The organism is Lentzea sp. (assembly GCF_036380075.1).
Classification (GTDB): domain Bacteria; phylum Actinomycetota; class Actinomycetes; order Mycobacteriales; family Pseudonocardiaceae; genus Lentzea.
In genome coordinates this window covers 19,600-44,183 of sequence record NZ_DASVFL010000155.1, presented here as the reverse complement: position 1 = coordinate 44,183, position 24,584 = coordinate 19,600, and the positions used below count along the sequence as shown (strand labels likewise).

25 protein-coding genes are annotated in these 24,584 nt (G+C 71.8%); 12 read left to right on the top strand and 13 right to left on the bottom strand.

The features are described from left to right. Together VF330_RS18435 and VF330_RS18430 are read left to right on the top strand one after the other, a co-directional pair. The coding region (locus tag VF330_RS18435) for an SDR family oxidoreductase (protein WP_330852856.1) at nucleotides 1-318 on the top strand (318 nt) is incomplete at its 5' end. Next, entirely contained in the window at nucleotides 318-1,190 is an 873-nt protein-coding gene (locus VF330_RS18430; RefSeq protein WP_330852855.1) for an SDR family NAD(P)-dependent oxidoreductase, read from the top strand. The genes VF330_RS18435 and VF330_RS18430, both read left to right, overlap by 1 nt. Here the strand turns inward: VF330_RS18430 and VF330_RS18425 are convergent. Genes VF330_RS18425 through VF330_RS18405 form a run of 5 tightly spaced genes read right to left on the bottom strand, consistent with a single transcriptional unit; the run spans nucleotide 1,187 to nucleotide 6,983 of the window. Further along, nucleotides 1,187-1,684, bottom strand: coding sequence for an MOSC domain-containing protein (locus VF330_RS18425; RefSeq protein ID WP_330852854.1), 498 nt, complete (start codon nucleotides 1,682-1,684; stop codon nucleotides 1,187-1,189). The genes VF330_RS18430 and VF330_RS18425 overlap by 4 nt on opposite strands. Next, nucleotides 1,663-2,160: a peptide-methionine (S)-S-oxide reductase MsrA gene (gene msrA, locus VF330_RS18420; RefSeq protein WP_330852853.1), complete on the bottom strand. Its 498-nt coding sequence runs from the start codon at nucleotides 2,158-2,160 to the stop codon at nucleotides 1,663-1,665. Before msrA ends, VF330_RS18425 begins: the two co-directional genes overlap by 22 nt. A gap of 23 nt (nucleotides 2,161-2,183) precedes the next feature. Next, nucleotides 2,184-3,323, bottom strand: coding sequence for an AI-2E family transporter (locus tag VF330_RS18415; RefSeq protein WP_330852852.1), 1,140 nt, complete (start codon nucleotides 3,321-3,323; stop codon nucleotides 2,184-2,186). 54 nt (nucleotides 3,324-3,377) lie between these two features. Next, complete coding sequence (locus VF330_RS18410; RefSeq protein ID WP_330852851.1) at nucleotides 3,378-6,188, bottom strand: DUF4062 domain-containing protein; 2,811 nt, start codon at nucleotides 6,186-6,188, stop codon at nucleotides 3,378-3,380. Nucleotides 6,189-6,218: 30 nt separating this feature from the next. Then, on the bottom strand, nucleotides 6,219-6,983 hold the full coding sequence (locus tag VF330_RS18405; RefSeq protein ID WP_330852850.1) for a DUF4142 domain-containing protein: 765 nt from the start codon (nucleotides 6,981-6,983) through the stop codon (nucleotides 6,219-6,221). 94 nt (nucleotides 6,984-7,077) lie between these two features. Here VF330_RS18405 and VF330_RS18400 point away from each other — a divergent pair, with 94 nt between their 5' ends. Beyond that, on the top strand, nucleotides 7,078-7,596 hold the full coding sequence (locus tag VF330_RS18400) for a MarR family winged helix-turn-helix transcriptional regulator (protein WP_330852849.1): 519 nt from the start codon (nucleotides 7,078-7,080) through the stop codon (nucleotides 7,594-7,596). 10 nt (nucleotides 7,597-7,606) lie between these two features. Beyond that, the gene (gene lexA, locus VF330_RS18395; RefSeq protein WP_330852848.1) at nucleotides 7,607-8,260 is read left to right on the top strand and encodes a transcriptional repressor LexA; all 654 of its coding nucleotides are present in this window, start codon (nucleotides 7,607-7,609) and stop codon (nucleotides 8,258-8,260) included. Here lexA and VF330_RS18390 read toward each other — a convergent pair. Beyond that, nucleotides 8,257-8,934 (bottom strand): DUF998 domain-containing protein, encoded by a 678-nt coding sequence (locus VF330_RS18390; protein WP_330852847.1) that lies wholly within the window; start codon nucleotides 8,932-8,934, stop codon nucleotides 8,257-8,259. The two genes, lexA and VF330_RS18390, sit on opposite strands and share 4 nt — an antisense overlap. A gap of 148 nt (nucleotides 8,935-9,082) precedes the next feature. Here VF330_RS18390 and VF330_RS18385 point away from each other — a divergent pair, with 148 nt between their 5' ends. The 4 genes from VF330_RS18385 to VF330_RS18370 all read left to right on the top strand — a co-directional run bounded on the left by VF330_RS18385 (nucleotide 9,083) and on the right by VF330_RS18370 (nucleotide 14,549). Beyond that, on the top strand, nucleotides 9,083-12,211 hold the full coding sequence (locus VF330_RS18385) for a BTAD domain-containing putative transcriptional regulator (RefSeq protein ID WP_330852846.1): 3,129 nt from the start codon (nucleotides 9,083-9,085) through the stop codon (nucleotides 12,209-12,211). Nucleotides 12,212-12,296: 85 nt separating this feature from the next. Then, nucleotides 12,297-13,454: an LLM class flavin-dependent oxidoreductase gene (locus VF330_RS18380; RefSeq protein WP_330852845.1), complete on the top strand. Its 1,158-nt coding sequence runs from the start codon at nucleotides 12,297-12,299 to the stop codon at nucleotides 13,452-13,454. A 4-nt stretch (nucleotides 13,455-13,458) separates the two neighbouring features. After that, nucleotides 13,459-13,884 carry a MarR family transcriptional regulator gene (locus tag VF330_RS18375; protein ID WP_330852844.1) on the top strand — a complete coding sequence of 142 codons (426 nt, stop codon included), beginning with the start codon at nucleotides 13,459-13,461 and terminating at the stop codon, nucleotides 13,882-13,884. Then, entirely contained in the window at nucleotides 13,881-14,549 is a 669-nt protein-coding gene (locus tag VF330_RS18370; protein ID WP_330852843.1) for a CE1759 family FMN reductase, read from the top strand. The genes VF330_RS18375 and VF330_RS18370 overlap by 4 nt, the downstream gene beginning before the upstream one ends. A gap of 47 nt (nucleotides 14,550-14,596) precedes the next feature. Here the strand turns inward: VF330_RS18370 and VF330_RS18365 are convergent, their stop codons facing one another. The 5 genes from VF330_RS18365 to VF330_RS18345 form a co-directional block, all read right to left on the bottom strand. Next, on the bottom strand, nucleotides 14,597-14,971 hold the full coding sequence (locus tag VF330_RS18365; protein WP_330852842.1) for a YciI family protein: 375 nt from the start codon (nucleotides 14,969-14,971) through the stop codon (nucleotides 14,597-14,599). 97 nt (nucleotides 14,972-15,068) lie between these two features. Next, nucleotides 15,069-16,715: a GMC family oxidoreductase gene (locus VF330_RS18360; RefSeq protein WP_330852841.1), complete on the bottom strand. Its 1,647-nt coding sequence runs from the start codon at nucleotides 16,713-16,715 to the stop codon at nucleotides 15,069-15,071. Further along, nucleotides 16,712-16,990, bottom strand: a complete 279-nt coding sequence (locus VF330_RS18355; RefSeq protein WP_330852840.1) for a hypothetical protein — start codon at nucleotides 16,988-16,990, stop codon at nucleotides 16,712-16,714. Before VF330_RS18355 ends, VF330_RS18360 begins: the two co-directional genes overlap by 4 nt. 51 nt (nucleotides 16,991-17,041) lie before the next feature. Beyond that, nucleotides 17,042-17,374, bottom strand: coding sequence for a putative quinol monooxygenase (locus VF330_RS18350; protein ID WP_330852839.1), 333 nt, complete (start codon nucleotides 17,372-17,374; stop codon nucleotides 17,042-17,044). A 32-nt stretch (nucleotides 17,375-17,406) separates the two neighbouring features. Then, on the bottom strand, nucleotides 17,407-17,961 hold the full coding sequence (locus tag VF330_RS18345; protein ID WP_330852838.1) for a DUF6928 family protein: 555 nt from the start codon (nucleotides 17,959-17,961) through the stop codon (nucleotides 17,407-17,409). A 59-nt stretch (nucleotides 17,962-18,020) separates the two neighbouring features. On the opposite strand from VF330_RS18345, the gene VF330_RS18340 reads away from it, so the two are divergent. Together VF330_RS18340 and VF330_RS18335 are read left to right on the top strand one after the other, a co-directional pair. After that, a complete protein-coding gene (locus tag VF330_RS18340; protein WP_330852857.1) occupies nucleotides 18,021-19,985 on the top strand; it encodes an MDR family MFS transporter in 1,965 nt (654 codons plus the stop codon). 115 nt (nucleotides 19,986-20,100) lie between these two features. Then, entirely contained in the window at nucleotides 20,101-21,234 is a 1,134-nt protein-coding gene (locus VF330_RS18335) for an endonuclease/exonuclease/phosphatase family protein (protein ID WP_330852836.1), read from the top strand. Here the strand turns inward: VF330_RS18335 and VF330_RS18330 are convergent. Both VF330_RS18330 and VF330_RS18325 read right to left on the bottom strand, forming a co-directional pair. Continuing rightward, a complete protein-coding gene (locus VF330_RS18330; RefSeq protein WP_330852835.1) occupies nucleotides 21,231-21,521 on the bottom strand; it encodes a DUF1905 domain-containing protein in 291 nt (96 codons plus the stop codon). The two genes, VF330_RS18335 and VF330_RS18330, sit on opposite strands and share 4 nt — an antisense overlap. Before the next feature lie 10 nt (nucleotides 21,522-21,531). After that, a complete protein-coding gene (locus VF330_RS18325) occupies nucleotides 21,532-21,666 on the bottom strand; it encodes a hypothetical protein (RefSeq protein WP_330852834.1) in 135 nt (44 codons plus the stop codon). A 138-nt stretch (nucleotides 21,667-21,804) separates the two neighbouring features. On the opposite strand from VF330_RS18325, the gene VF330_RS18320 reads away from it, so the two are divergent. Both VF330_RS18320 and VF330_RS18315 read left to right on the top strand, forming a co-directional pair. Next, the gene (locus tag VF330_RS18320) at nucleotides 21,805-22,359 is read left to right on the top strand and encodes a helix-turn-helix domain-containing protein (protein ID WP_330852833.1); all 555 of its coding nucleotides are present in this window, start codon (nucleotides 21,805-21,807) and stop codon (nucleotides 22,357-22,359) included. 5 nt (nucleotides 22,360-22,364) lie between these two features. Then, on the top strand, nucleotides 22,365-24,548 hold the full coding sequence (locus tag VF330_RS18315; RefSeq protein WP_330852832.1) for an MMPL family transporter: 2,184 nt from the start codon (nucleotides 22,365-22,367) through the stop codon (nucleotides 24,546-24,548). Nucleotides 24,549-24,584: the final 36 nt, after the last annotated feature.

Here is a 24,584-nt window from a genome sequence, read left to right as displayed (position 1 = left end):
TCCTCGGTCGTGGGCCTGCGCTTCCCGCAGTACGGCGCCTACGCGATGTCGAAGGGCGGCGTCGAGGCGCTGACCCTGGTGCTGGCCCGTGAGCTGCGCGGCCGCGACATCACCGTGAACACCGTCGCCCCCGGCCCCACGGCCACGGCGTTGTTCCTGGACGGCAAGGACCAGGACACGATCGACACCCTGGCGAAGCAGGCCCCGCTCGAGCGCATCGGAGAGCCCGGCGACATCGCCGAGGTCGTCTCCTTCCTCGCGGGCCCCGCGCGCTGGATCAACGGTCAGACCATTCGTGCGAACGGAGGCATCATCTGATGGGCGAGGTCATCGTCGTCACGGGCGCGTCCAGCGGTTTCGGCGCACTGGCGGTGCGGAAGCTCGCTCTCGCGGGCCACACCGTCTACGCGGGCATGCGGGAGACCACGGGTCGCAACGCACCCGCCGTCGCCGAGCTCGCCGAGTTCGGGTCGGCCGAGAAGACCGACGTGCACACCGTCGACTTGGACGTGCAGTCGCAGGAGTCCGCCGACGCCGCCATCGCCGCGATCATCGCGGAACAGGGCCGCCTCGACGTGGTGGTGCACAACGCCGGCCACATGGTCACCGGCCCCGCGGAGGCGTTCACGCCCGAGCAGTACGCGTCGCTCTACGACATCAACGTCCTGGGCACGCAGCGGGTCAACCGCGCCGCGCTGCCGCACCTGCGCGGTCAGCGCTCCGGCCACGTCGTGTGGGTGGGGTCGAGCTCGACGCGCGGCGGCACTCCCCCGTACCTGGCGCCGTACTTCGCGGCCAAGGCGGCGATGGACGCGGTCGCGGTCTCCTACCGCGCGGAGCTGCTGCGGTTCGGCATCGAGACCACGATCGTCGTGCCGGGCGCGTTCACCAGCGGCACCAACCACTTCGCGCACAGCGGCACCCCCGCCGACACCGAGGTCGCGTCGGCCTACGACGAGCTCTACCCCGGTCTGATGGACCAGGTGGGCGTCAAGCTGGCCGAGCTGGAACCGTCGTGGGCGGACGCCGGCGCGGTGGCCGACGCGATCGTGTCCGTCGTGGCCGCGGAGAAACCGCCGTTCCGCGTGCACGTCGACCCGTCGTCGGACGGCGCGGAGGTCGTGAACGCGGTGGCGGACCGGGTGCGCGCCGAGTTCCTGCGCCGGGTCGAGCTGACCGACCTGGTCTAGGCGGTCACCACGGCCAGCAACGCCTTCCCGGTGCGCAGCACCCCGTCGTCGAGCGGCACGCACCGCTTGCCGCCCTTGCCCCGCAACGCCTTGAACGCGCCGGGAGCGATCACCGCGTCCATCCAGGCGCACGGGCTGGCCGGGCGGTGGACCTCGAACCGCACCGGCCCGTCACCGCTGTCGAGGCTGAACACGGTGCCGCGCTCCAGGGCGTCGACGTCGAACCCGCGCAGCACGACGTTGCGCCGTGCCACCAGCGGGTCCACCGGCCAGGGTGCGAGCGACTCGGCCGCGATGACCGTGACCGCCGCGCCGCGGTGCGCGGGGTGGTTGAAGTACCGGTCGCCCACGATCCCCAGCCCCGCGCGGACCACCACGTGGTCGTGGGCGACGGGCCCCGGATCGGCTCGAGGGCCGTCCGATGGACGGCCCTCGAAGGCGTGCACGGGTGAGACGTGCAACCCGGCGATCTCTACCTCTCGCCGAGCTGCCACTCGGGCCTCACGTAGTGGCACGTGTAGCCGTTGGGGTAGCGCTCCAGGTAGTCCTGGTGCTCCGGCTCCGCCTCCCAGAAGTCGGACTCCTGGGTCACCTCGGTGACGACCTTGCCCGGCCACTTGCCGGAGGCGTCGACCTCGGCGATCGTCTCCTCCGCGACCTTCTTCTGCGCGTCGTCGGTGTAGAAGATCGCCGACCGGTAGCTGGCGCCGATGTCGTTGCCCTGGCGGTTGCGGGTCGACGGGTCGTGGATCTGGAAGAAGAACTGGAGCACCTGCCGGTAGCTCAGCTTCTCGGGGTCGAACACGATCTCGATCGCCTCGGCGTGGTTGCCGTGGCGGCGGTAGGTCGCGTTGGGCGTGCCGGGGTCGCCGGTGTAGCCGACCCTCGTGGAGACGACGCCGGGGTGGCGGCGGAACAGGTCCTGCATGCCCCAGAAACAGCCGCCCGCGAGAACAGCCTTCTCCGTCACAGTGGTTCTCCTCTGCTCGGTCATCACTCAGGAGAACGTTCGGTCTCCACCGGATCATCCCCGTCAGGTTGTGACGTACTCCTTACGGACCTCGCCTCGATGACCTCGCCCAGGTAGCGCAGGACGACGGCCACGGCGGCGGCGACCGGCACGGAGAAGAACGCGCCCGCGATGCCGTACAGGCTAGTGCCCGCGGTGACCACGAGCAGGACGACCGCCGCGTGCAGCCGCAGGCCGCGCGACTGGAGGATGGGCTGGAGCACGTTGCCCTCGACCTGCTGCACCACGACGACGATGACGAGCATGATGATCGCCGTGGTCAGGCCGTTGCTGACGAGCGCGACCAGCACGGCCAGCGCGCCGGCGATGAACGCGCCGATGATCGGGATGAACCCGCCGAGGAACGTCAGCGCCGCCAGCGGGATCGCGAGCGGCACCCCCAGGATCAGCAGCCCCAGCCCGATGAACACGGCGTCGATCAGCGACACGGCGGCCTGGCTGCGGATGAAGCTGCCGAGCGTGGCCCAGATCCGCTCCAGCACCGTGGTGAGGTGCCCGCCCGCGCGTTCGCCGACGACCCCGCGCAGCCACGGCGTGAACCGCGTGCCGTCCTTGACGAAGAAGAACGCCAGCAGCAGCGCCACCACCCCGGTCACCAGCCCGGACGTCACCGCGCCCGCACCGGTCAGCAGCCCGTTGGCGATCGACCCGATGCTGGACTTGACCTGGTCGACGCCCTGGGCGATCAACCGGTCGAGGTCGCTGCCCTTGAGGTTGAACGGCGGCCCGCTCGCCCAGTCCTGGAGCTGGGTGATGGCCTTCTGCGCGCTCTGCGCGATCTCCGGCACACCCGACGCGATCGACGTCGAGATGGCCGCGATGACCCCGCCCAGCACCCCCAGCCCGACGAGCAGCACGATCGTCGCCGCCAGCGCCGCGTTCATGCCCTTCGACATCATCCAGCGGGCAGGCGGCCACAGCACCGTCGTGATCAGCAGGCCGAGCAGCACGGGCAGCACGACCACCCACAGCGTCCCGATCAGCCAGAACACCATCCAGAAGCCGAGCGCCGCCAGCGCCACCCGCAGACTCCACCGCGACAGCCAGCTCACACCGTGCCCGATGGCCTCACCCTTGTCCGCCCACCGGCGTTCCCCGTCCACGTGCCCCAGTCTGTCGTGATCTAGCCCGAACGGGTGGCAGGACATGCCGTTTCGTTAGCGCACCTTGTCCAGGTATGCCCTCACTCGGGCCTCGCAGGGGAGTTCGGGGTCTTCGGCCGGGTCGTAGGGCGGGAGGGTGGGGACGGGGACGTCGAGGTCGTTCAGGATGCGGGTGGCCTTGTTCAGCAGGTACCGGTGGACGTACGGCTCACCGTCGGCCCACGCGAACGTGTACGCGTCGATCGCGGGCTGTACAGCTCGTTTCGGTTTACCGGCGGCGATCCACAGGTCGGGCAGCAGGAGATGACCGGCCGGCAGCGACTCGATCTCGGCGGCCGGGTCCGGCAGCAGCCCCTGGTGCAGGCGCGCCAGCAGGAGTGCTCCCTCGTCCCACTGGCTCGGCACCCCGGCCCGGCGTGCCATGCCGATGATCAGGTCGAACTCGTCGGCGGCAGCCGTCCACTCCTCCCGTTCGAGGTGCAGGCGTCCCCTCAGCCGGTGCACACCTCTGATGATGAACCGATGCCCCTCCTCGTTGATCTCGTCCAAGTCCCGGTCGACGAGCAACCCGAGATCGAACCGGTGCTCCGCGTGCGCGAGCTGGGCCCGGCCCTCTCCGATGTGGTACCGGCGCAGGTGCGTCCACACGGCATCGGCCTCGACCGTTCTTCCCATCCTCGTCAGCGACCTGTACACCTGCAGATCACTCATGAGCTGCGGACGTCCCACCTTCCGGCTGAGCTCCGCGACGAAGTAGCCGCGGGCCAAGCGGTTCTGGTTGGTCAGGCACACCGCGGCGTCCGCCAGCCGGGCGGCGACCTGATGGAGGTCCTCTGATTCCAGGTACGCACCGATCACGGCCGTGGTCAACTCCAGCGCCTTGCTGTAGTCCTGCAACACGTTGAGCGCATTGGCGAGGTCGGTCCACAGGTAGGCGAGCTCCTGCGGCGGAAGCCGGCTGCCGGCCCAGTCACGTCCGAAGAACGGGCGGAGCAGCGACAGGACCTCCGGAGCCGCTTCGAGGTCGCGGAGGGCGACATCCAGCCCTCGGGTGTACGCCCTGAACGCTTCACTCAGCTTTCCCATGTGCAACAGCGTGCGGACCACCGTCATGTGACCACGCAGCTCGTCGAGGCCTCTCAGGTGGGCGTAGCGCCCGTGCGCGTCCGCCGAGAAGTGGTCGACCACGTGCTGGCCGAGGATCTGCCGATCCTCCACGCGCAGATCGCCGGCCGCGACACCACGCACGACCGGATGCAGGTCGTAGTCCTTGGACTGCCAGTCGTACTGCAACAACCCACGCCGTTCGAGATCCGCCACCGCCTGCCCGAGGTCGGGCAGTTGCGGGCAGATCGCGCTCAAGGTGTCGTACTGCACCGACTCGGCCAGCATCGCCAGCGTCGACAGCAGCTGACGGCTCGTGTCCGGTAGCGCTGCCAGCGCTTGGCGCAGGACGTGGTTGCGCTTCTGCACCAGGTTCAGCTCGCCGATGTCCAGGCTGCCGCCGGCCTCGGGGTCTTCCGACCAGGCGTCGAAGTTCCCCCGTGCCGGCAGGTGGTCGTTGACCAGGCCGGCGACGATCCCGGTCAGCAACGGGTGGCAGTCGCAGTGGCGTTGAAGGTAGGTCCGCATCGAACGGCCGTCACCGGACACCCCGCAGCTGCGCATCAAGGCCTCGGCGTCGGCCGGGCGCAGGCCGGGCAGCTTCTGGTGCAGGACACCGGGAATCGCCTGGGAGGACTGGTTCAGCAGCACCCGCGGCACCAGCCGTGAGCTGATCAGGATCTTCGACGGGGCAGCGGCGGCCAGGCGGCGCAACAGTTCCTCGTCCTCGGGCCGGATGGTCGCGCACGGGTGCCGGTCGCCGATCTCGTCGGACGAGCCGGCGTCCTCGTCGAGCACCTGGGCCGCGTCGAAGCGGTGGTAGGCGACCAGGACGCGTTCCAGGCCGTCCAGCACCAGCAGCCACGGCCGGGATTCCAGCTGCCGCAACAACTCCTCGCCCAGCTCGGCCTGGCTGCGACCGGCGAAGGCGGACAGCGGGCGGCCGGTCGTGTACGCCAGGGCGTGGTGGCAGAAGTCGGCCATCACGGCACCGGCCTCGTAGAACGAGTACCAGAACCGGCCTGCCCAGTCGCGGACGCCGGGCGCGTAGTGGTTGATCCACTCCCAGGTCAGGATGCTCTTGCCGGTGCCGCCGATCGCCTCGAACAGCAGCACCGTGCGGGACTCCGCCTCGCCCGCCCAGTCGCTCAGGGTCGTGAGCTGCTCGTGCCGGCCGACGAACGCGTGCGAGCCGAGGTAGCGGGGGCGGGCGTAGAGCGACTGCTCGGGGGTCGCGGCGCCCGGTCCCAGCAGGCGGCGCAAGTCGGCGACGGACTGCGTGGCGCCGGCGGTGAAGTCGGCCAGGCTCGTGAAGACGCGGTAGACGCGCTGCAGTTCGCCGTCCGCGAGCTTCGCCTCCTCGCGGAACGCGTCGAGCTTCGCCTGCTTCGACGGGTCCCGTTCGACGTCGGCCACGGTGATCGGGTGGTCAGGGCTCATGATGAAGATCAGGATCGGGCGGCCCAGGCGCACGGCCTCGCGGTACTCCAGGTGCGTCAGCGACAGGCCCTCCGGGTTCGCGTCGCACACCGGCACGGCGCCGTAGCGGTGGCTGACGATGCCGACGTACGCGGCGGCCTCGCGCACCTTGCGCAGCGACGAGTCCAGGACGGTGCCGTCGGGCAGGGCGGAGTCGGACTCCATCGCCACGGGGAACAGCTGCTGCCCCTGGAGCGCGCCCATCAGCGCCGCCCGGTGCTCGCGCAGGTCCGCGAAGGTCGAGGAGACCATCACACCGGGGTACTGCCGTGGCACGGACATGCCGGGATCTCGCGTGGCGCCGAGGAACTGTTACGGGTGCATGCGGCGGCTGCTGCGGCCCCGGCTCCACAACCAGATGCCCGCCACGGCCGCCGTGACCACGCCGAGCCCGAGCAGGCCGTCCGGCACACCGCCGGAGTCCTGCCGTTGCGGTGACGTGGTGACCTGCGGCGCGCGGGGCGGCAGCGTCGGGGTGGGAGCGGACGACGACGGTTGCGCGACCAGGGCCAGCGGGATCGCCTCGGTGTCGTCGAAGTCGACCACGCCGGTCGCCTCCAGCACCGTCATGTGGTCGAGCACGGTGTCCATGCAGACCTTGGCGTAGTCGCGGATCGCCGTGTTGCGGGTGCCGGTGCGCACGGTGGCGAGGAACTTGTAGACCACGCCGTGCGCCGCGCGGAGCCGGTTCGCGAACACGCGGTCGAACTCCTGGCTGCGCGCGGGAGCGGCCTGCATCTCGTCCAGCCAGCCCTGCTGGGCCTCGTTGGGCTGGGTGGGCAGCTGCACGCCGAGCGTGCGGGCGAGCTCGGCGGTCCGGCGGTCGAGGTCGGCGTGGCCCTCGACCAGGTGGCGGCCCGCCTCCCGCACGAGCGGGCTGGCCGACTTCTCCAGGCCCATCCGCCCGGCGGGCCCCTCCCACAGACCGGCGAGCGCCACCTTCTGCAGCAGGTCCCGTCCGGCCGGGCCCATCGGGCCGAACCGGGTCTGCACGTAGTCGGGCCCCAGGTCCTGCTGCGCGAGCGCGGGCGTCGCGCCCAGCAGCGATGCGACCAGAGCGAGGAGGAGTATCCGCATGCCGGGAGGTACGGACGGAAGGCGGCACCGCGACCGTTGCACACTGCAATGGTTATCTCTTCGTTACCGGAGGCCATCCTGCCAGACTGGACCGATGAGCGACGTCGACGACCTGACCGACGCGGTGCTGACCGCGTCCCGCCTGCTGGTGGCGGTGTCGGCGCGCTCGCTGGCCGCCGTCGAGGAGACGCTGACGCTGCCGCAGTTCCGGATGGTGGTGCTGCTCGACAGCCGCGGGCCGATGAGCCTCACCGCGCTCGCCGACCTGCTGGAGGTCAACCCGTCCACGGCCAAGCGGATGATCGACCGCCTGATCGCGTCCGGGATGGCCGAACGCGAGCCCAGCCCCGTGAGCCGGCGCGAGGTCGTCGTGGTCGCGAGCGACCAGGGCCGCCGCGTCGTCGGCGAGGTCATGGCCCGCCGCCGCGCCGAGATCGGCACGATCGTGGCGCGCATGCCGGAGGACCTGCGGCACGGCCTGGTCGAGGCGCTGACCGCGTTCACCGAGGCCGGCGGCGAACCCCGGTGGTCCGCCCGCGACGAGACCCGCGACCAGGCCGACCGCGAGGTGCTCGCGGCGCGCGTCGGCCGTCCACGAACGGGTGACGACTAAGATCGTCCCGGTGACCGCCTACGACGACCTCGACCTCGACACCACGGTGCTGCCGGAACGCCAGCAGAAGATCCTCGTCGCCATCCGCGACTGGGTCGTCGAGCACGGCTACTCCCCCAGCACCCGCGAGATCGGCGAGGCGGTCGGGCTCCGGTCCTCGTCGTCGGTGTCGAAGCACCTGGCGGCGTTGGAGGACAGGGGTTTCCTCAAGCGCGGCCCCTCCGTGACGCGGCCGATGGACGTGCGGGTCTTCCTCGGCGAGCCGGCCTCGGCACCGTCCTCCGAGGACTCCGTGTCCGTCCCTGTCGTCGGTGACATCGCCGCCGGCGCGCCGATCTCGGCCGTGGAGCACGTGGACGACGTGCTGAGCCTGCCCCGCACGCTCGTCGGGCGCGGCGGCAACGTCTTCGCGCTGCGCGTGCGGGGCGACTCGATGATCGACGCGGCGATCTGCGACGGCGACACGGTCGTGGTCCGGCAGACGCACGAGGCGCACAGCGGGCAGATCGTCGCCGCGATGATCGAGGAGGAGGCGACGGTCAAGGTCTACCAGCGCCGCAACGGTCACGTGTACCTGGAGCCGCGCAACGCCGCCTACCCCGTGATCGACGGCGACCGGGCCGTGGTCCTCGGCGTCGTCGTGTCGGTGCTGCGCAGCGTCTAGACCCCGCGGCGCAACGCCGCGCCGACGACGAGGAACCCGATCAGGAACGGGTAGACGACACCGCGCTCGACGAGACCGATCAGCACACCGGCGCCGATCGACAGCACGGTCATGTACCCCGCCAGCGAGACGAAGCCGAGCACCCCGGCCGCCACGAGCCCCCTGCCCAGGCGGCGGGACAGGCCGAGAGCCTCCCGTCGCCGGCCGAGCAGGACCACCAGCACGTTGCCGCCGGCGAACGCCATGAACGCGCCGATGCCGTGCAGGTCGGTCGCGCCGTCCGTCGTGTCGCCGGATCCGGGGAAGAACGCCAGCAGGACGCCTCCCGCCGCCAGCACCACGGCCGTGATGACCAGCGGCGCGCGACGCCGGCCCGGCAGTGCGCCGAGCTGGAGCACGGCGGTCAGGCTGACCAGGCCGAACAGGAAGAACCCCGTGTTCATCACCCACCACAGCGGTGAGTACATGAACTGGCCGAACGCGGTCGTCGGGCCGTGCACGCCGAGGTTGCTGATGAAGTGGTGCGTGTAGCTGTAGGGCGGGTCGGACCACGCCGCGGCGGCGATGAGCTCCGCGGTCAGGTAGACGATGCTGCTCGCCATCAACGTCGTGCCCGCGCGGCGCTTCGGCGCGGCGGTGCGGCGGACCGCCGGTTCGAGCTCGGTGTCGGTCAAGATCACTCCTCAGGTTGTACGGCGAAGCCTGGACGGAGGCGCTGACACCGGACGAGCACCGCACGCACACAGCCCCGACACGGCACTGACACGACCCCGGCACGGCCCTGGGTCGAGCCGGTGCGGGCGGACGCGCGAAGATCGGGCGGTGGACGGGAGTGCGCGGCTGCGCGTCGCGCTGCTCGGCGAGTTCCGGGTGGCGCGGGATGACGTCGTGCTCGCCGTTCCCGGCGCGCGGCTGCGCGGACTGCTCGTGCGGCTCGCGCTCGCCGGTGGCCGCGCGGTCGAGCCGGGTGCGCTGGTCGACGCGATCTGGCCGGAGGACCCGCCGTCCGGGCCCGCCTCCGCCCTGCAGACCCTCGTGTCGCGGCTGCGCCGGGCCCTCGCCGACACGGGCGCCGTCGCGCAGGCTCCCGGCGGCTACCGGCTCGCCGTGGCCGAGGCCGACGTGGACGCGCTGCGGTTCGAGCAGCTCGCCGCCTCCGGACGGGAACGGCTGCGGGCCGGTGCCGTGGAAGCCGCGCACGCCGTGCTCGCGGAAGCCGTGGCGTTGTGGGGCGACCGGCACGGTGCCGAACCGCCGGTGGTCGCCGCGGTCGCACCGGCCGTCGCGACCCGGCTGGCGCGGATCTCGGTGGAGGCGGTCGTCGACCTGGCCGACGCCGCACTGGCGCTGGGACGTCCGGAAGCGGCGGAGGCGGGACTGGCCGGGGTGCCCGCCGGACACGAGCGGGCGGCCGCGGTGCTCATGGACGCGCTCGCCGCGCAGGGACGGCAGGCGGAAGCGCTGGCCGTCTACGAACGGACTCGCGCAAGCCTCGCGGACGACCTCGGCACCGACCCCGGCACCGCGTTGCGGGAACGCCACCTGCGGCTGCTGCGCCCGGTCCCGCGGCAGCCGGCGCGGTCCCGCCTGCCCGCCCCGCTGACGAGCTTCGTCGGACGGGAGCACGACCTGGCGAGGATCGCGGACCTGTTCGCCACCGGACGCCTCGTCACCGTCCTCGGCCCCGGCGGCGCCGGGAAGACCCGGCTGGCCCTGGAAGCCGGTCGCCGCCACGAGGCCGACCACCGCGACGGGGCCTGGTTCGTCGACCTCGCGTCCGTCACCGAGCAGGAGAAGACGGCCGCCGCCGTGCTCGCCGCGATCGGGCTGCGCGGCGGTGGCGTGCTCGCCCCCCGCGGCCGGCCCGGCGGCGACGCGCCGGCCACCCTCGCCGGGGAGCTCGGCGGCCGGGAGGCGTTGCTGCTGCTGGACAACTGCGAGCACGTGGTCGACGCCGCGGCCCACCTCGTCTCGGCGCTGCTGCCCCGCTGCCCGGGACTGCGGGTGCTCGCCACCAGCCGCGCGCCGCTCGCGGTCGACGGCGAGGCGCTCGTGCCGTTGGGCCCACTCCCGTTGCCCGGCGAGGAGGACGACACCGAAGCACCCTCGGTCCGGCTCTTCGCCGAACGCGCCGCCGCCGTGCGACCGGGCTTCGCCCTCGACGCCACCACGCGGGCGGACGTGCTGCGGCTGGTGCGCGGCCTCGACGGCCTGCCGTTGGCGCTGGAGCTCGCCGCCGCCCGGTTGCGCACCCTGTCACTGCCCGACCTGGCCGCGGGGCTGTCCGACCGGTTCCGGTTGCTCGGCACCGGGTCCCGCAGCGCGTCGCCCCGGCACCGCACGCTCAGCGCCGTCATCGCCTGGAGCTGGGACCTGCTGACCGAGCCCGAACGCGTCGTCGCGGAACGGATCGCCGTGCTGCCGGGCGGTGTCACCGCCGCCTCGGCCACCGCCGTCCGCGCCGGCACCACCGTGCCGCCCGCCGACGTTCCCGACCTGCTCGCCGCCCTGGTCGACCGGTCGCTGCTCCAGCTCGTGCCGGGCGGCTACCGGATGCTCGACACGATCCGCGAGTACGGCGCCGCTCGCCTGACCGACGGCCGTGCCGTGCGGGACCTGGCCGCCGCCCACGTCACCGACCTGGTGGCACGGCACGATCCCGAGCTGCGCGGACCGCGCCAGCACGCCGCGCTGGAGGTCATCGGCGCCGAGTACGACAACGCGGTCGCGGCCCTGCGCCACCTCTGCGCGACCGGTGACTCCACCGGCGCGGTCGCCCTCGTGGTGCACCTGGCCTGGTACTGGCAGATGTCCGGCCGGCACGCCGACGCGGGACACTGGCTCGCCGAGGTGCTGGCGGTGCCCGGCGGAGTGCCGTCGGCGCAACGCGACTGCGCCCGCGCAGCCCACCTGCTCAACCGGGCGGACCCGGTCTCGGCGAGGACGGCGCAGGAGGCCGCGGCCGACGGCCGGGAGATGCGCGCGCTGGCCGGCCGCCTGCTCGCCCACCCGGAGCTGCCCGGCCACCACCGCGTCCTGGGCCCGGTCCTGCTCTTCCTGCAGCAGGACGCGTCCGCTCCCGCCGTCTTCGCGGACCTGGCCGGCGGCGACGGCTGGCTCGCCGGGCTGGCCCACCTCTTCCTGGCGGAGATCACCGAGAACTCGGGCAGCTGCGACGAGACCCGCGGGCACGTGGAGGCGGCCCTGACCCGGTTCGACCGGGCGGGCGACCGGTGGGGCCGGGCGGCCGTGCTGCCGATGCGCGCCCACCTGCGGCGCTACGACGACCTCGACGGCGCGGCGGCCGACCTGCGCGAGGCGGACGCGCTGGCGGCCGGGTTCGGCCCGCCCCACCTCGGCGACCAGGTGCTGGGCGACCTGCGCTGGGCCGACCTCCACCAACGCCGTGGCGACACCACAACAGCCGCCGGGCTGGTCCGGTCCGCCGCGGAACGCGCGTCGCACACGTCGTCCGCGGACCTGCGGGTGCTCGTCGCCGCCGCGGAGGCGGACCTCCTGACCGGGCTCGGCGACCTGGACCGGGCGGGCGCCGTGCTCGGCGGCGCGCGGATCTCGTCCGGCGACGTCTCGCACCGCACGAGGACGTCGGCGTGCACGGCGTTGGCGGCGTTGTGCCTGGCACGAGACGACGTGCCGGGTGCGCGAGCGGCGTTGCGGGAAGCGCACGCGGCGGCGTTGGCCTCCCAGGAGCTCCCGGTGCTGTCGACGGTCGCGGTGACCGCCGCCGAACTGGCGTGCGCACGCGGTCGGGACCCCGAGCCGGCCGTGCTCCTCGGGGCGGCCGCCCGGCTGCGGGGCGCGCACGACAGGACCGACCCGCGGATCGCGGACCTCGCCCGCCGCGGCGGTGCCGAGTTCGCCCCGGCCTACGAACGGGGCTGGGCGCTCGACCCCGGCGCGGCGGCGGCACTCGTCTCCACCTCGCTGTGACCGGCGCGACGGGAATAGCTCGCACCCCTGTGCGTTAAGGTAGATGCAAACGCATGAATCACGAGGATCGAAGGAGGCGGGGACCGTGCAGTTCGGAATCTTCTCGGTGAGTGACATCACCAGGGACCCGGTGAGCGGCGAGACCCCGAGCGAGGCCGAGCGGATCGACGCGATCGTGCAGATCGCGGAGAAGGCCGAGGAGGTCGGGCTCGACGTGTTCGCGATCGGCGAGCACCACAACCCGCCGTTCTTCTCGTCCGCGCCGACGACGCTGCTCAGCCACATCGCGGCCAGGACCAGGAAGCTGATCGTCAGCACCGCGACGACGCTCATCACCACGAACGACCCGGTGCGCATCGCGGAGGAGTACGCGATGCTCCAGCACCTGTCGAAGGGCCGCATGGACCTCATGCTGGGCCGCGGCAACACCGCCCCGGTCTACCCGTGGTTCGGCGCGGACATCCGGCAGAGCCTGCCGCTGGCGCTCGAGAACTACAACCTGCTGCACCGGTTGTGGCGCGAGGACGTCGTGGACTGGGAGGGCAAGTTCCGCACCCCGTTGCAGGGCTTCACCTCCACGCCGCGGCCGCTCGACGACGTGCCGCCGTTCGTGTGGCACGGGTCGATCCGCACGCCGGAGATCGCGGAGCAGGCCGCCTACTACGGCGACGGCTTCTTCGCGAACAACATCTTCTGGCCGAAGGAGCACTACATGCGGCTGATCAAGTTCTATCGGCAGCGGTACGCGCACTACGGCCACGGCACGGAGAAGCAGGCGATCGTCGGACTCGGCGGCCAGGCGTACATCGCCAAGCGCTCGCAGGACGCGCTCGACGAGTTCCGCCCGTACTTCAACGAGGCCCCCGTCTACGGCCACGGGCCGCGGATGGAGGACTTCATGGAGCAGACGCCGCTGTCGGTCGGCAGCCCGCAGGAGGTCATCGACAAGACGCTGACCTTCCGCGAGCACTTCGGCGACTACCAGCGCCAGATGTTCCTGGTGGACCACGCCGGGCTGCCGCTCAAGATGGTGCTGAACCAGCTCGACCTGCTGGGCGAGGAGGTGGTTCCCGTGCTGCGCAAGGAGATGGAGTCGCGGCAGGACCCGGAGACCGCCAAGCCGCCGACGCACGCCGGCCGCATCCGCGACAAGTACGGCGACAAGCCCGCGCGTCAGCCGAAGCCGAACGCCAACCGCGGCGACAACGTCACGGGCGGCTCGCCCTACCAGGACGCCGAGTAAGACCGTGACCCGTGCGAACGAGGCGTGGGAGTCCCTGATGAAGGCCTACGCCGTGCTGATGAAGCAGTTCAACGCGGAGGACGTCTGGGGCGACCTGACCATGCGGGAGTACGACGTGCTCTACCAGCTGTCCAAGTGCGGCGGCCCGCTCAGGATGAGCGAGCTCAACCGGCACGTGCTGCTGAGCCAGCCCGCCCTGTCCCGCATGGTCGACCGCCTGGTCGAACGGGGTCTGGTCGACCGCTGCCCCGATCCCGGCGACCGCAGGGGTGTGCGCCTGTCGCTCACCCCCGCCGGCCGGGAGACCCAGCTCGCGATCGGCCGCCCGCACGCCCGCAGCGTCACCCGCGCGCTGGGCGTGCTGTCCGCCGACGAGCTCGAACAGCTCGCAGTGATCACCGGCAAACTGGCCGGGAACGAGGAGAGATGACCACACAGTTCCAGCTCGTGGTGGTGTCGGCCGGCACGAGCGACCCGTCGTCCACCCGCCTGCTCGCCGACCGCGTCGCGCAGCGCGTCACCGCCCTCGGGCAGCAGAAGCAGCTGGCGGTGGCCGTGCAGACCGTCGAGCTGCGCGAGATCGCCGGGGAGATCGCGAACGCGCTGGTGTCCAACCACGTCGGCGCCAAGCTGCAAAAGGCCATCACCGCGCTGCAGCACGCGGACGGCATCGTCGCCAGCACCCCCGTCTACAAGGCGGGCGCGAGCGGCCTGTTCACATCGTTCTTCCAGCTCCTCGACAACGACCTGCTGATCGCGAAGCCCGTCGTGCTCGCCGCGACCGCCGGCACCGCGCGGCACGCGCTCGTCGTCGACGACCAGATGCGCGGCCTGTTCGCCTACCTGCGCACGGTCGTGGTGCCGACGTCGCTGTTCGCGGCCACCGAGGACTGGACGGACCCCGGCCTCAACAAGCGCGTCGACCGCGCGGCCCTCGAACTGGTGGCGCTCATGGCCGCCGGGTTCGAGAAGACCGTGCGCGACGAGTCGTGGGGCCGCTACCAGCACGAGTTCGGCAGCGCGGGCGGCACCGAGCTGTCCATCGACTTCGACTCGGACCTGATGCGCCTGGCCGCGGGCGGGTCCGCGGGCTGAAAGCCTGCGGCCGGTCGACGGTCTCGTCGACCGGCCGGCCCGACCGGCTACCTGGTCAGGTAGGGCTCGATGTCCTCGAGCTCGGCCACCCGGCGGACCTCGACCGACATCTCCTCGACGCCGTCGAAGCACGTGATGTACTCCTGCGCGAGCGCCGTCGCCTCGGCCAGGTCCTTCGCGTCGACCAGCAGGAACCCGCCGACGACCTCCTTGGCCTCGGCGAACGGCCCGTCCACGGACCTGATGGCCGTGCCGCGCCTGCGCACGACCGCGCCTTCCTGCCGCACGCCCTCGGCGCCGAGCATGACGCCGTCGGCCGTCAGCTTCCCGACGAACGCGTTCATGCGCTCGATGAGCTCCGGGGTCGGCTCGTAGGCGGACGGGTCGTCCTCCGGGACCCGGTGCATGAGCATGAACCGCATGTTCTCTCTCCTCGTTGTCGACTGGCGACGTCCGGACGCCGCCACCCCTGCGTCGATCGACGTCACGGAGCTTTCGACATTCTGCAGAGAACTTCCCTCAGCCCGCGCGTGACACGAGGTGCCCGGCGGTGCGCAGGGCGAGCGCGGCCATCGTGAGCGACGGGTTGGACGTGCCGAGCGACGGCATGCTGCCGCAGCCCACCGCGTACAGGTTGGGGTGGTCCCAGCAGCGTTGCCACTGGTCCACCACGGAGTCGCGCGGTGACGTGCCCATCACGTGCGTGCCGCCGCTGTGCCCGGCGCCCCAGTACCGCAGCGGTTCGCCGTCGTGCTCGAAGTAGTGCCCGTCGTCCGGTTCGTACGCGGTGAAGTCCTCGGCGCCGAGCATCTCGAACAGCCGGTCCGACACCCGTTTCGCCGCCAGCAGACCGTCCTTGACGTAGTCCGAGAGTGCGTAGTGGACGGACGGCCGCGGGTTGCCCAGCACGTCGAGCTCCCGCGCGAGCGTGACGCGGTTGGCGGGGTCGGCTTCCTGCTCGACCTCGATCTGCAGGGTGACCTGGCGGCTGACCCGCTCCCCCACCGCCCTGCGCAGCGCCTCGCCCCGCAGGCCCGCCGCGACGAGCTCGGCCGTGTCCGAACCGGGGCTGCCCGCCGACCAGCCCCAGCCCCAGTTGCCGATCTCGATGCGGAACGGCGCCCGCGCGGCGCGTTCGGGACCCGACCGGAACGTCTCGATGCCGGTCGTCGAGCCCGGCCCGCGGAACGGGCCGACCGGGTGCGGCATCAGCGCCCACGTCAGCAGCACCGGGTGGCCCATGAGGTTGCGGCCGACCTGGCCGCTGCTGTTCGCGAGCCCGGACATCAGCAGCAGCTTGGCGTTCTCGATCGCGTGCGCGGCGAGGACGACGACGTCGGCCTCCACCTCGTGCCGGGTGTGCGCGCCGGTCGTGTCGTCCTCGTAGCGCTGGTAGCTGACCTTGGTGATGCGGCCGGACTCGTCGGCGTGCACGCGGTCCACGACACAGCGCGTGCGCAGTTCCACCGTGGAGGACCACCGCTTCTGTGTCCGGTGCGGCGTGTACTTGGCGCCTTCCGGGCAGACCGGCACGCAGCTCGCGAACCCGGCGCAGAGGGCGCCGTCCGGGCGGTAGCCGTCGACCGGGACACCGTTGCGCGCCTGCGGTGTGCCGACGACGAGCAGCTCGCGGCCGTCGATGCGCCGACCGTCCACAACGGACGCGATGGCGTCGTCGAGGAACGTGCGGGGCAGGGCGTGCATCGGGTAGCGGTAGCCCTCGGCGACGGGGACGTGCTGCCGTTGCTCGTCGGCGTCGGCCGCGATCCCGATCTCCCACTCCGCCGCGCGGTAGTGCGGCTCCAGGTCGTCGTAGGACAGCGGCCAGTTGCGGCCGCGGCCGAGGTCGCCGGTGCGGAAGTCGTCGGGCCGCATCCGGGGCGTGATGCCGGTCCACGCGGTGCCGGTGCCGCCGTTCATGCGCAGGTACGGGCTGCCGACCGAGTGCGGTCCGGTGTCGACCACGTAGTCGCTCGACGGCGCGGCGGCGGTCCGGCGGAACGGCACGAGCGGCGTCTTCACCACCGCGGTGCGGAACCTGCCGACCGCGTCGTCGTGGTCGGCCTCGGCACCCGCCTCCAGCACCAGCACGCGGAACCCGTTGTCCCCCAGCACCTTCGCGACCAGCGAGCCGGCGAACCCCGCGCCGACGACGACGGCCCTCACGGCCGCGTTCTCGCGGGTCTGCGCTCCCAGCTGCCGAAGCCCGGGCCCCTGGTGCCCGGCGCGGCGACCCCGGCGGCCTTCCAGGCGAGGCCCTCGGCGTAGGCGCGGGAGCTCGGGATCGTCCCGCGCCACTCGCCGGTGTACCAGAGCTGGATGATCTCGGCGTCCGGCGCGCCCTCGGCGAGCGCGCGGTACTGCTCGACCAGTCCGGTCGACCTCAGCTCCTCCACCGAGAACCCGGTCAGCTCGGCGGACAGCTCCACGAAGGCGTCCATGGCGTCATCCTCATCGCGGGCGCGGCACGCGCCAACCGTTGCGGGCCGGGCTCACCCGCGTGGCGGAACCTCCATCTCGCCGAGCCGCGACCAGTCGTCCTGCTCGACCGACTGGCTGACGATGCGCGGTGTCTCCGCGAGGTACTGCGGCAGCTCCGACTGGGCCTTCTTGAAGTGCTGCGAACCGACGTGCTCACCGCCCGCGTCACCGTCCCGGAACGCCTCGACCAGCACGTACTCGGTCGAGTCGTCGAGGCTGCGCGACCAGTCGAACCACAGGCAGCCGGGTTCGGCGCGGGTGGCCTCGGTGAAGGGCCTGCTGATCTCCGGCCACGCCTCGGCGTGCTCGGGCAGGACGCGGAACTTGGCGGTGATGAAGATCAAGACGGCCTCCTGGGGGGTGAACTGCCCCGACCCTAAACCGTCCGGCGGGCCGACGCCGTCTCCGACGGCACCCCCTGCGCGATCGCGGTGTCCGTCGCGGTTTCGCGTTTGGGCCCGCCCTGCGCGGTCACCCGGAACCCGTGCAGCAGGACGCCCGGCGCGCTCTCCGCCGTGAAGCCGACCATCTCCGCCGCCACGGCGCCGGCGAGCTCGCGCTTGTCGTGCGACCCGGCGTGCGAGCGCAGCAGCGTGCCGTCGGCCGCCCATTCGGCGAACGCGAGCAGGCCGGAGTCCTGGGCGAACACGACCAACGGCCGGTCGTCGGCGTACTCCAGCACGTGCTCGGCCACCGGTACGGTCGCGAGCTCCCGATCGCACACGATCGTGGCGCCCGGGAACACCGCCACGTACGTGAACCCGTCGGGCGGGCAGAGGTCGTCGGCCAGCACACCGTCCTCGACCGGCTCGACGGTGCAGCCCGGCCGCAGCGCGCGGACCACCGCCTCCGCCGCCGACCGGTCCGGCACACCGTCGCGCGGCACCGTCCGCGCGTCCCCGAACACCACCAGCGCCGCCCTGGTCCCCACCCGTGTCCCTTCCCCTGCGAGGTCGCCCAACCTGCGCGATCATCCCCAGCGTGCCCGAGATGATCGACACCCGCCGCCGGAACCTGGTCGTCGCGGCCGTCCTGCTCGCCATGCTGCTGGCCGCGCTCGACCAGACGATCGTGTCGACCGCGCTGCCGACGATGGTGGCCGACCTGGGCGGCGGCGCGCACCTGTCGTGGGTGGTGACGTCGTACCTGCTCGCCGAGACGATCATGACGGTGCTGATCGGCAAGTTCGGCGACCTCTACGGGCGCAAGAGGACGTTCGTGGTCAGCGTCGTGCTGTTCCTGGTCGGCTCGTTCTTCGCGGGCTGGTCGGAGTCGATGGGCACGCTCATCGCGTTCCGCGCGGTGCAGGGCCTGGGCGCGGGCGGCCTGATGGTCACCTCGACGGCGATCATCGCGGACGTCGTGCCGTTGAAGGAACGCGGCAAGTTCCAGGGCTTCGCGGGCGCGGTGTTCGGCATCGCGACGGTCGCCGGTCCGTTGCTCGGCGGGCTGTTCGTCGACCACCTGAGCTGGCGCTGGGCGTTCTACGTGAACATCCCGCTCGGCATCGCCGTCGTGTGCGTGGCGCTGGCCGCCCTGCCGACGATCAGGACCGACGCGCGGCCGAGGATCGACTACGCGGGCATCGCGCTGATCGCGCTGGCGGCGACCGGGCTGACGCTGGTCACGAGCTGGGGCGGCACCGAGTACCCGTGGACGTCGCCGACCATCCTGCTGATGGCCGCCGGGTCGGTCGTGCTGCTGGTGGCGTTCGTGCTCGTCGAGCAGCGCGCGGCCGAGCCGATGCTGCCGATGAGGTTGTTCCGCAGCAGGGTGTTCACGGTGTCGGGCATCCTGAGCTTCGTCGTCGGGTTCGCGATGCTCGGCGGCATCACGTACCTGCCGATCTACCTCCAGTACGTGCGCGGCGAGTCGGCCACGTCGTCCGGGCTGTGGATGCTGCCGCTGATCGCCGGGCTCATGGCCACCGCGCTGCTGACGGGCAACGCCATCAGCCGCACCGGCAGGTACCGGGTCTTCCCGCTCGCCGGTTCGGTCGGGCTGTCGACCGGCCTGTTCCTGCTGTCCTTCCTGGACGCCTCGACCAGCTACTGGGAGATGGGCGCGTTCATGGTGGTGCTCGGCGCGGGCATCGGACTGGTCATGCAGGTGCCGGTGATCGTCGTGCAGAGCACCACCAACTACAGCGACCTCGGCGTCGCGACGTCCGGCATCAGCTTCCTGCGCACGATGGGCAGCTCGTTCGGCGTGGCGATCTTCGGCACGATCTACGCCGGCCAGCTGCCGACGAACCTGGTCGTCCCGCCGGGCGTCGACCCGCGCGCCATCGCGAGCCCGGCCGCCGTCCACGCGCTGCCCGAGGCGATCAAGGCGCCGATCGTCACCGGGTACGCCGAGACCGTGCAGACGATGTTCCTCATCGCGGCGCCCATCGGGCTCGTCGCGCTGGCGGTGGCGTTCTTCCTGCCGCAGGTGCAGCTGCGCGACACCTCGCGGGCCGCGGCGGCCGGCAACAACGGCGTGGGCGAGAGCTTCGCCGCGCCGCCGTCGAACTCCTACGACGAGCTGCGGAAGCTGGTGTCCGGGGTCGTCGCCCGGTCCGGCGGCGACCCCGGCGCGGCCGTGCTCCGGCGTTCCGGCGTCGGCCTGCCGCTGGAACAGGCGTGGCTGCTCGGCCGCGTCTACAAGGCGTCGACGGACGACGGCGTGGCCACGCTCGCCGAGATCGCCGAGATGACCGGGGTGCCCGGCGGCATCTTCGAACCGACCGCGCAGGCGCTGGTGCGGTCGGGGCACCTGGCGTTCGACGACGACGGCTACCGGTTCACCGACCCGGGCGCGGAGGTGTTCACGCTGCTGGTGCAGGCGTGGCGGCGCTGGCTGCTGGAACAGTTGCGGGACTGGGAGGAACCGGACCAGCGCGACTTCGCGCGGGCGCTCGACTCGTTCGCCGACGAGCTGATCGAGAGCGGCCGGCAGCTGAGCCGGGTCTGAGCTCCCGGTTCACCGCTGGTTCACCGGAAAGCCCGGTGACCAGCGCCTTCCCGTCGCCGAAGACCACCCGCACGGACCAGGGCGTCGACGAGCATCCACATGCGACCCTGGATCCGTGAGCACCACCCGGATCGGGTCGTTCAACGTGGAGAACATGTTCGAACGCCCCAAGGTGATGGGCCGCGGCGCCACCAGGCACGCGGCCCCGGTTCTGGCCGCCCACGCCCGGTTCAACGAGCTGATCGCGTGCGACACCTACTCCCCCGAGGTCAAGGAAGAGCTCAAGGAACACCTCGCGACGCTGGAGCTGTTGCGCGGCGACAGGAGCAAGTACGCGGTGCTGCGCCGCATCCGCGGCCGTTTCCTCGCGCGGCACCGCACCGGCGAAACCTCTGTCGTGGCAAGCGGTCGCGAGTCGTGGGTCGGCTGGGTCGAGCTCACCACCGAACCCATCAGCGAGCTCGCGACGCGCCACACGGCCCAGGTGATGCGCGACGTCGGCGCCCACGTCCTCGGTGTCGTCGAGGCGGAGTCGCGCGAGCTGCTGCACCTGTTCTCCGCCAGCATGCTCAAGCACGTCGGCTGGACCCCGTACGAGGAGGTCCACCTCATCGACGGCAACGACGAACGCGGCATCAACGTGGGCCTGCTGACCCGCGACGGCCACGAGGTCATCACCATCCGCACGCACGTGTACGCGCGGGACAAGTCCGGTGTCGTCTTCTCCCGCGACTGCGCGGAGTACCACGTCCGCACCCCGGCGGGCCCCGAGGTCGTCGTCCTCGTGAACCACCTGAAGTCCAAGGGCTACGGCGCTCCCGGCGACCCGATCGGCGCCCGCCGCCGCTTCCGCCAGGCCGTGCGGATCGCCCGCGTCGTCAACCGCCTGCGCGACGAGGGCCACGAGCACATCGCCGTCGTCGGCGACCTCAACGACACGGCCGACAGCGAGGCCCTGCGCCCGTTGTTCGCGCGGACCGGCCTGCGCGACATCAGCGAGCACGAGAACTTCGACTGGGACCACCGCCTCGGCACGTACCGGGGCGTGAACGAGAAGGGCAAGATCGACTACGTCCTGCTCACCCCACCGCTGTTCGCCAAGGCCGTCGGCGGCGGCGTGTTCCGCAAGGGCGTGTGGCGCGGGCCGCGGACCAAGAACCGTTGGGACGTCTACGAAACCATGACCAGCGAGGTGCACGCGGCCAGCGACCACGCCGCGATCTACGCCGACATCGACTGGACGCGCTAGACCAGCTCGACCGTCACCTCGATGACGTCGCCCGGTTCGACGTCGTTCTTCTTGCGCACCGCGGCTTTCACCGGCAGCACGTAACACCCGGACTGCTTGTCCGGGAACACGGACGTGGACCAGGTGCTGGCGCCGACGCCCGCGCGCACCTTGACCGCCCCGAAGCCCGCACCGGGCGTGGCGACGTCGCGGATCTGGTCCGAGACGTCCTCGGGGAGGGTGACGAAGGTCCAGGTGTCCAGGCGGCGGGCGTCCCAGAGCCACAGTTCCGCGTCGAAGACGAACATCGGCCCATTCTCACAGAGGCGCGCTGACGCGGAAGTCCTCGTCGAGCAGCAGCCGGGCTCGACCCGCGCACCGGTCGCGCTCCATCCGTCCGGACAGCTCGACGTAGCTGCCGGTCACCTCCACCACGACGCGCATCGCGATCATCCGCCCATTGTGGTTTCTCCTCATCACCACGGGTATCCGATTTCGGCACCCGCTCCCCCGTCGGAGTGACGAAGGCCACCGACCGGATCGGTCGGTTTACCTACCGAACCGGTCGGTAAACGTCGTAAAGTCGAGGCCATGCCACGACAGCTCAGGGCCGGGGTCGACGAGAGGATCCTCGACGCCGCCGCCGCCCTCTTCGCGCGGCACGGCTTCGAGCAGACGTCCCTGAAGTCGCTCGCCGACGCCGTCGGCCTGTCCAAGGCCGGACTGCTGCACCACTTCCCGAGCAAGGACGCCCTGTTCGAGGCGGCCTGGGAGCAGAGCAGGGTCATCTGCCGGCACGTGCTGGACCTGGTCGCCGGGATGCCGGCGGGGCCCGCGCGGGAACGGCGGTCCGTCGAGCTGCTCACCGACTACGCGCTCGACCGGCCGGGGATGGTCTCGCTGCTGTTCCGATCGATGACGGCGCCGGGTGAGGACCCGCAGCAGGCGCAGGACGAGCTGCTGCTCAACGAGATGTTCGTGATCGAGCCCGAAGAAGAGCTTCCGCGCGCCGTCCGGATCGTCGGCGCGCTCAGCGCCATGGCCGTGCTGACCCTCCTGGCCAACCAGGGGGGCGGCGACAAGACGACGTGGCGCCCCTTGATCCTCGCTACCTGTTACGACGCACTCGGGCACCGGGAGGCCTGACCACCATGGCGAAACTGCTCTACAGACTGGGGAAGGGTGCGCACAGGCACCGCCTCCTGGTCGTCCTGATCTGGCTGCTCGTGCTCGTGGGCTCCGGTGTCGGCGCCTTCACGCTGGGCGGCGAGACGTCGAACTCCATGTCCATCCCCGGTCAGGAGTCGACGACCGCGCTCGAGCGGATCCAGGAGAAGTTCGGCTCCGGTGAGACCGCCACCGCCCGCGTCGTCATCGAGGCGCCCGACGGGCAAAAGCTGCCGCAGCACGTCAAGACGATCACCGACCTGGTGACCGACGAGTCCGGGCTGAAGGGCGTGCGGTCGGCGACGAACCCGCTCGACCCCGCGGCGCCGAGCGTCAACAAGGACCTCGAGGTCGGCTACAGCACCGTCACCTACGACGTGAAGCCCGGTGAGGTCACCGACGAGCAGCGCGCCGACCTGCTCAAGGCGGTCGACAAGGCGCGCGCTGCCGGGCTGACCGTCGAGGTCGGCGGCACCGCGATGCAGGAGACCCCGCACGTCGGCGGTCCCACCGAGGCGATCGGTGTCGTGCTGGCGCTCGTCGTGCTCGCGCTTACCTACGGCTCGCTCGTGACCGCCGGCATGAACCTGCTGAGCGCCGGCATCGGCGTCGGCATCGGCACGCTCGGCATCACCATCGCGACCGGGTTCATGGACCTCCAGTCGACCACGCCGATCCTCGCGTCGATGCTGGGTCTCGCGGTCGGCATCGACTACGCGTTGTTCATCATCAACCGCTACCGCCAGGAGCTGCGCCGCGGCTCGGACGTCGGCCACGCCGTCGCCACCGCGGTCGGCACGGCGGGGTCCGCGGTCGTCACCGCCGGTCTGACCGTCGTCATCGCGCTGGTGGGCCTCGCGATCGCGAACATCCCGTTCCTGACGCAGATGGGTGTCTCGGCCGCGGCCACGATCGTCGTCGCGGTGCTGATCGCCATCACGCTGGTGCCCGCGGTGCTGAGCATGCTCGGCCGCCGCGTGCTGACCCGCAAGGAGCGCGCCGCCACCGCGGAGAACCCGGTCGAGCCCAAGGACCGCGGCGTCATCCGCGCCTGGGGCGGTGCCGTCACCCGCAACCGCGTGGTCGCGCTGCTGCTCTCGGTCGTGGCGCTCGGCATCGTCTCGATCCCGGTGGCGTCCATGGACACCACGCTGATCCAGAAGCCGCCGGCGAACTCCACGCAGGAGCGCGCCGACCGGATCCTCGCGCAGGGCTTCGGCGAGGGCTTCAACGGCCCGATCATCGTGCTCGTCGAGGGCGACGGCGCCGCGGCGACCGCCACCAAGGCCGCCGAGCCGATCGCGAAGCTGGGCGACGTCGCCCTCGTGACGCCGGCCCAGCCGAGCCAGGACGGCCGGTCCGCGCTGCTCACGGTCATCCCGAAGTCCGGCCCGGACAGCACGGAGACCGAGCAGCTCGTCGCCGACCTGCGCGCCGAGCTGGCGGACCTGGACGGCGGCAAGGCCTACGTCACCGGCGCCACGGCCGTGAGCGTCGACGTGGCCACGTCGCTGGACCGCGCGCTGCCGATCTACCTCGCGGTGGTCGTGGGCCTGGCCCTGGTCCTGCTGATCCTGGTGTTCCGCTCGCTGCTGGTGCCGCTCGTCGGCGTGCTGGGCTTCCTGCTCACCATCGGCTCGTCGCTGGGCGCCACCGTCGCGGTGTTCCAGTGGGGCTGGCTCGCCGGCGCGGTCAACCTCGACGGCACGGGCCCGCTGATCAGCCTCACGCCGATCCTGGTGATCGGCATCCTGTTCGGCCTGGCCATGGACTACCAGATCTTCCTGGTGTCCCGGATGCACGAGGCGCACCACCGCGGCGCCAAGCCGATCGAGGCCATCACCACGGGCTTCCGGCAGGCGGCCCCCGTCGTCGTGGCCGCGGCGCTGATCATGTTCTCGGTCTTCGCGGGCTTCGTGCCCGCGGGTGAGCCGACCGTGAAGTCGATCGCGTTCGCGCTGGCCGTGGGCATCTTCGTGGACGCGTTCGTGGTCCGCATGGTGCTCGTGCCGGCCGCGCTGGCCCTGCTGGGCGAGCGTGCGTGGTGGCTGCCGAAGTCGCTGCGCTGGCTGCCGGAGCTCGACGTCGAGGGCACCGCCCTGGACGAGCTCTCGCCGAAGGGCGACCGTCCGGGTGACGACAAGAAGGAACCGGTGACGGTCAGCTAGTCCGTCAGAACAGGTCCGGCCCCCACCCGCGTTCGG

Excerpts from the sequence above, each read along its gene's own strand:
- VF330_RS18370 (WP_330852843.1), top strand. The coding sequence starts at position 13,881 with ATGACCACACAGTTCCAGCTCGTGGTGGTGTCGGCCGGCACGAGCGAC.
- VF330_RS18405 (WP_330852850.1), bottom strand. The coding sequence starts at position 6,983 with ATGCGGATACTCCTCCTCGCTCTGGTCGCATCGCTGCTGGGCGCGACG.
- VF330_RS18400 (WP_330852849.1), top strand. The coding sequence starts at position 7,078 with ATGAGCGACGTCGACGACCTGACCGACGCGGTGCTGACCGCGTCCCGC.
- VF330_RS18410 (WP_330852851.1), bottom strand. The coding sequence starts at position 6,188 with ATGTCCGTGCCACGGCAGTACCCCGGTGTGATGGTCTCCTCGACCTTC.
- VF330_RS18365 (WP_330852842.1), bottom strand. The coding sequence starts at position 14,971 with ATGCGGTTCATGCTCATGCACCGGGTCCCGGAGGACGACCCGTCCGCC.
- VF330_RS18315 (WP_330852832.1), top strand. The coding sequence starts at position 22,365 with ATGGCGAAACTGCTCTACAGACTGGGGAAGGGTGCGCACAGGCACCGC.
- VF330_RS18340 (WP_330852857.1), top strand. The coding sequence starts at position 18,021 with ATGATCGACACCCGCCGCCGGAACCTGGTCGTCGCGGCCGTCCTGCTC.
- VF330_RS18325 (WP_330852834.1), bottom strand. The coding sequence starts at position 21,666 with ATGATCGCGATGCGCGTCGTGGTGGAGGTGACCGGCAGCTACGTCGAG.
- VF330_RS18330 (WP_330852835.1), bottom strand. The coding sequence starts at position 21,521 with ATGTTCGTCTTCGACGCGGAACTGTGGCTCTGGGACGCCCGCCGCCTG.
- VF330_RS18355 (WP_330852840.1), bottom strand. The coding sequence starts at position 16,990 with ATGGACGCCTTCGTGGAGCTGTCCGCCGAGCTGACCGGGTTCTCGGTG.
- VF330_RS18320 (WP_330852833.1), top strand. The coding sequence starts at position 21,805 with ATGCCACGACAGCTCAGGGCCGGGGTCGACGAGAGGATCCTCGACGCC.
- VF330_RS18430 (WP_330852855.1), top strand. The coding sequence starts at position 318 with ATGGGCGAGGTCATCGTCGTCACGGGCGCGTCCAGCGGTTTCGGCGCA.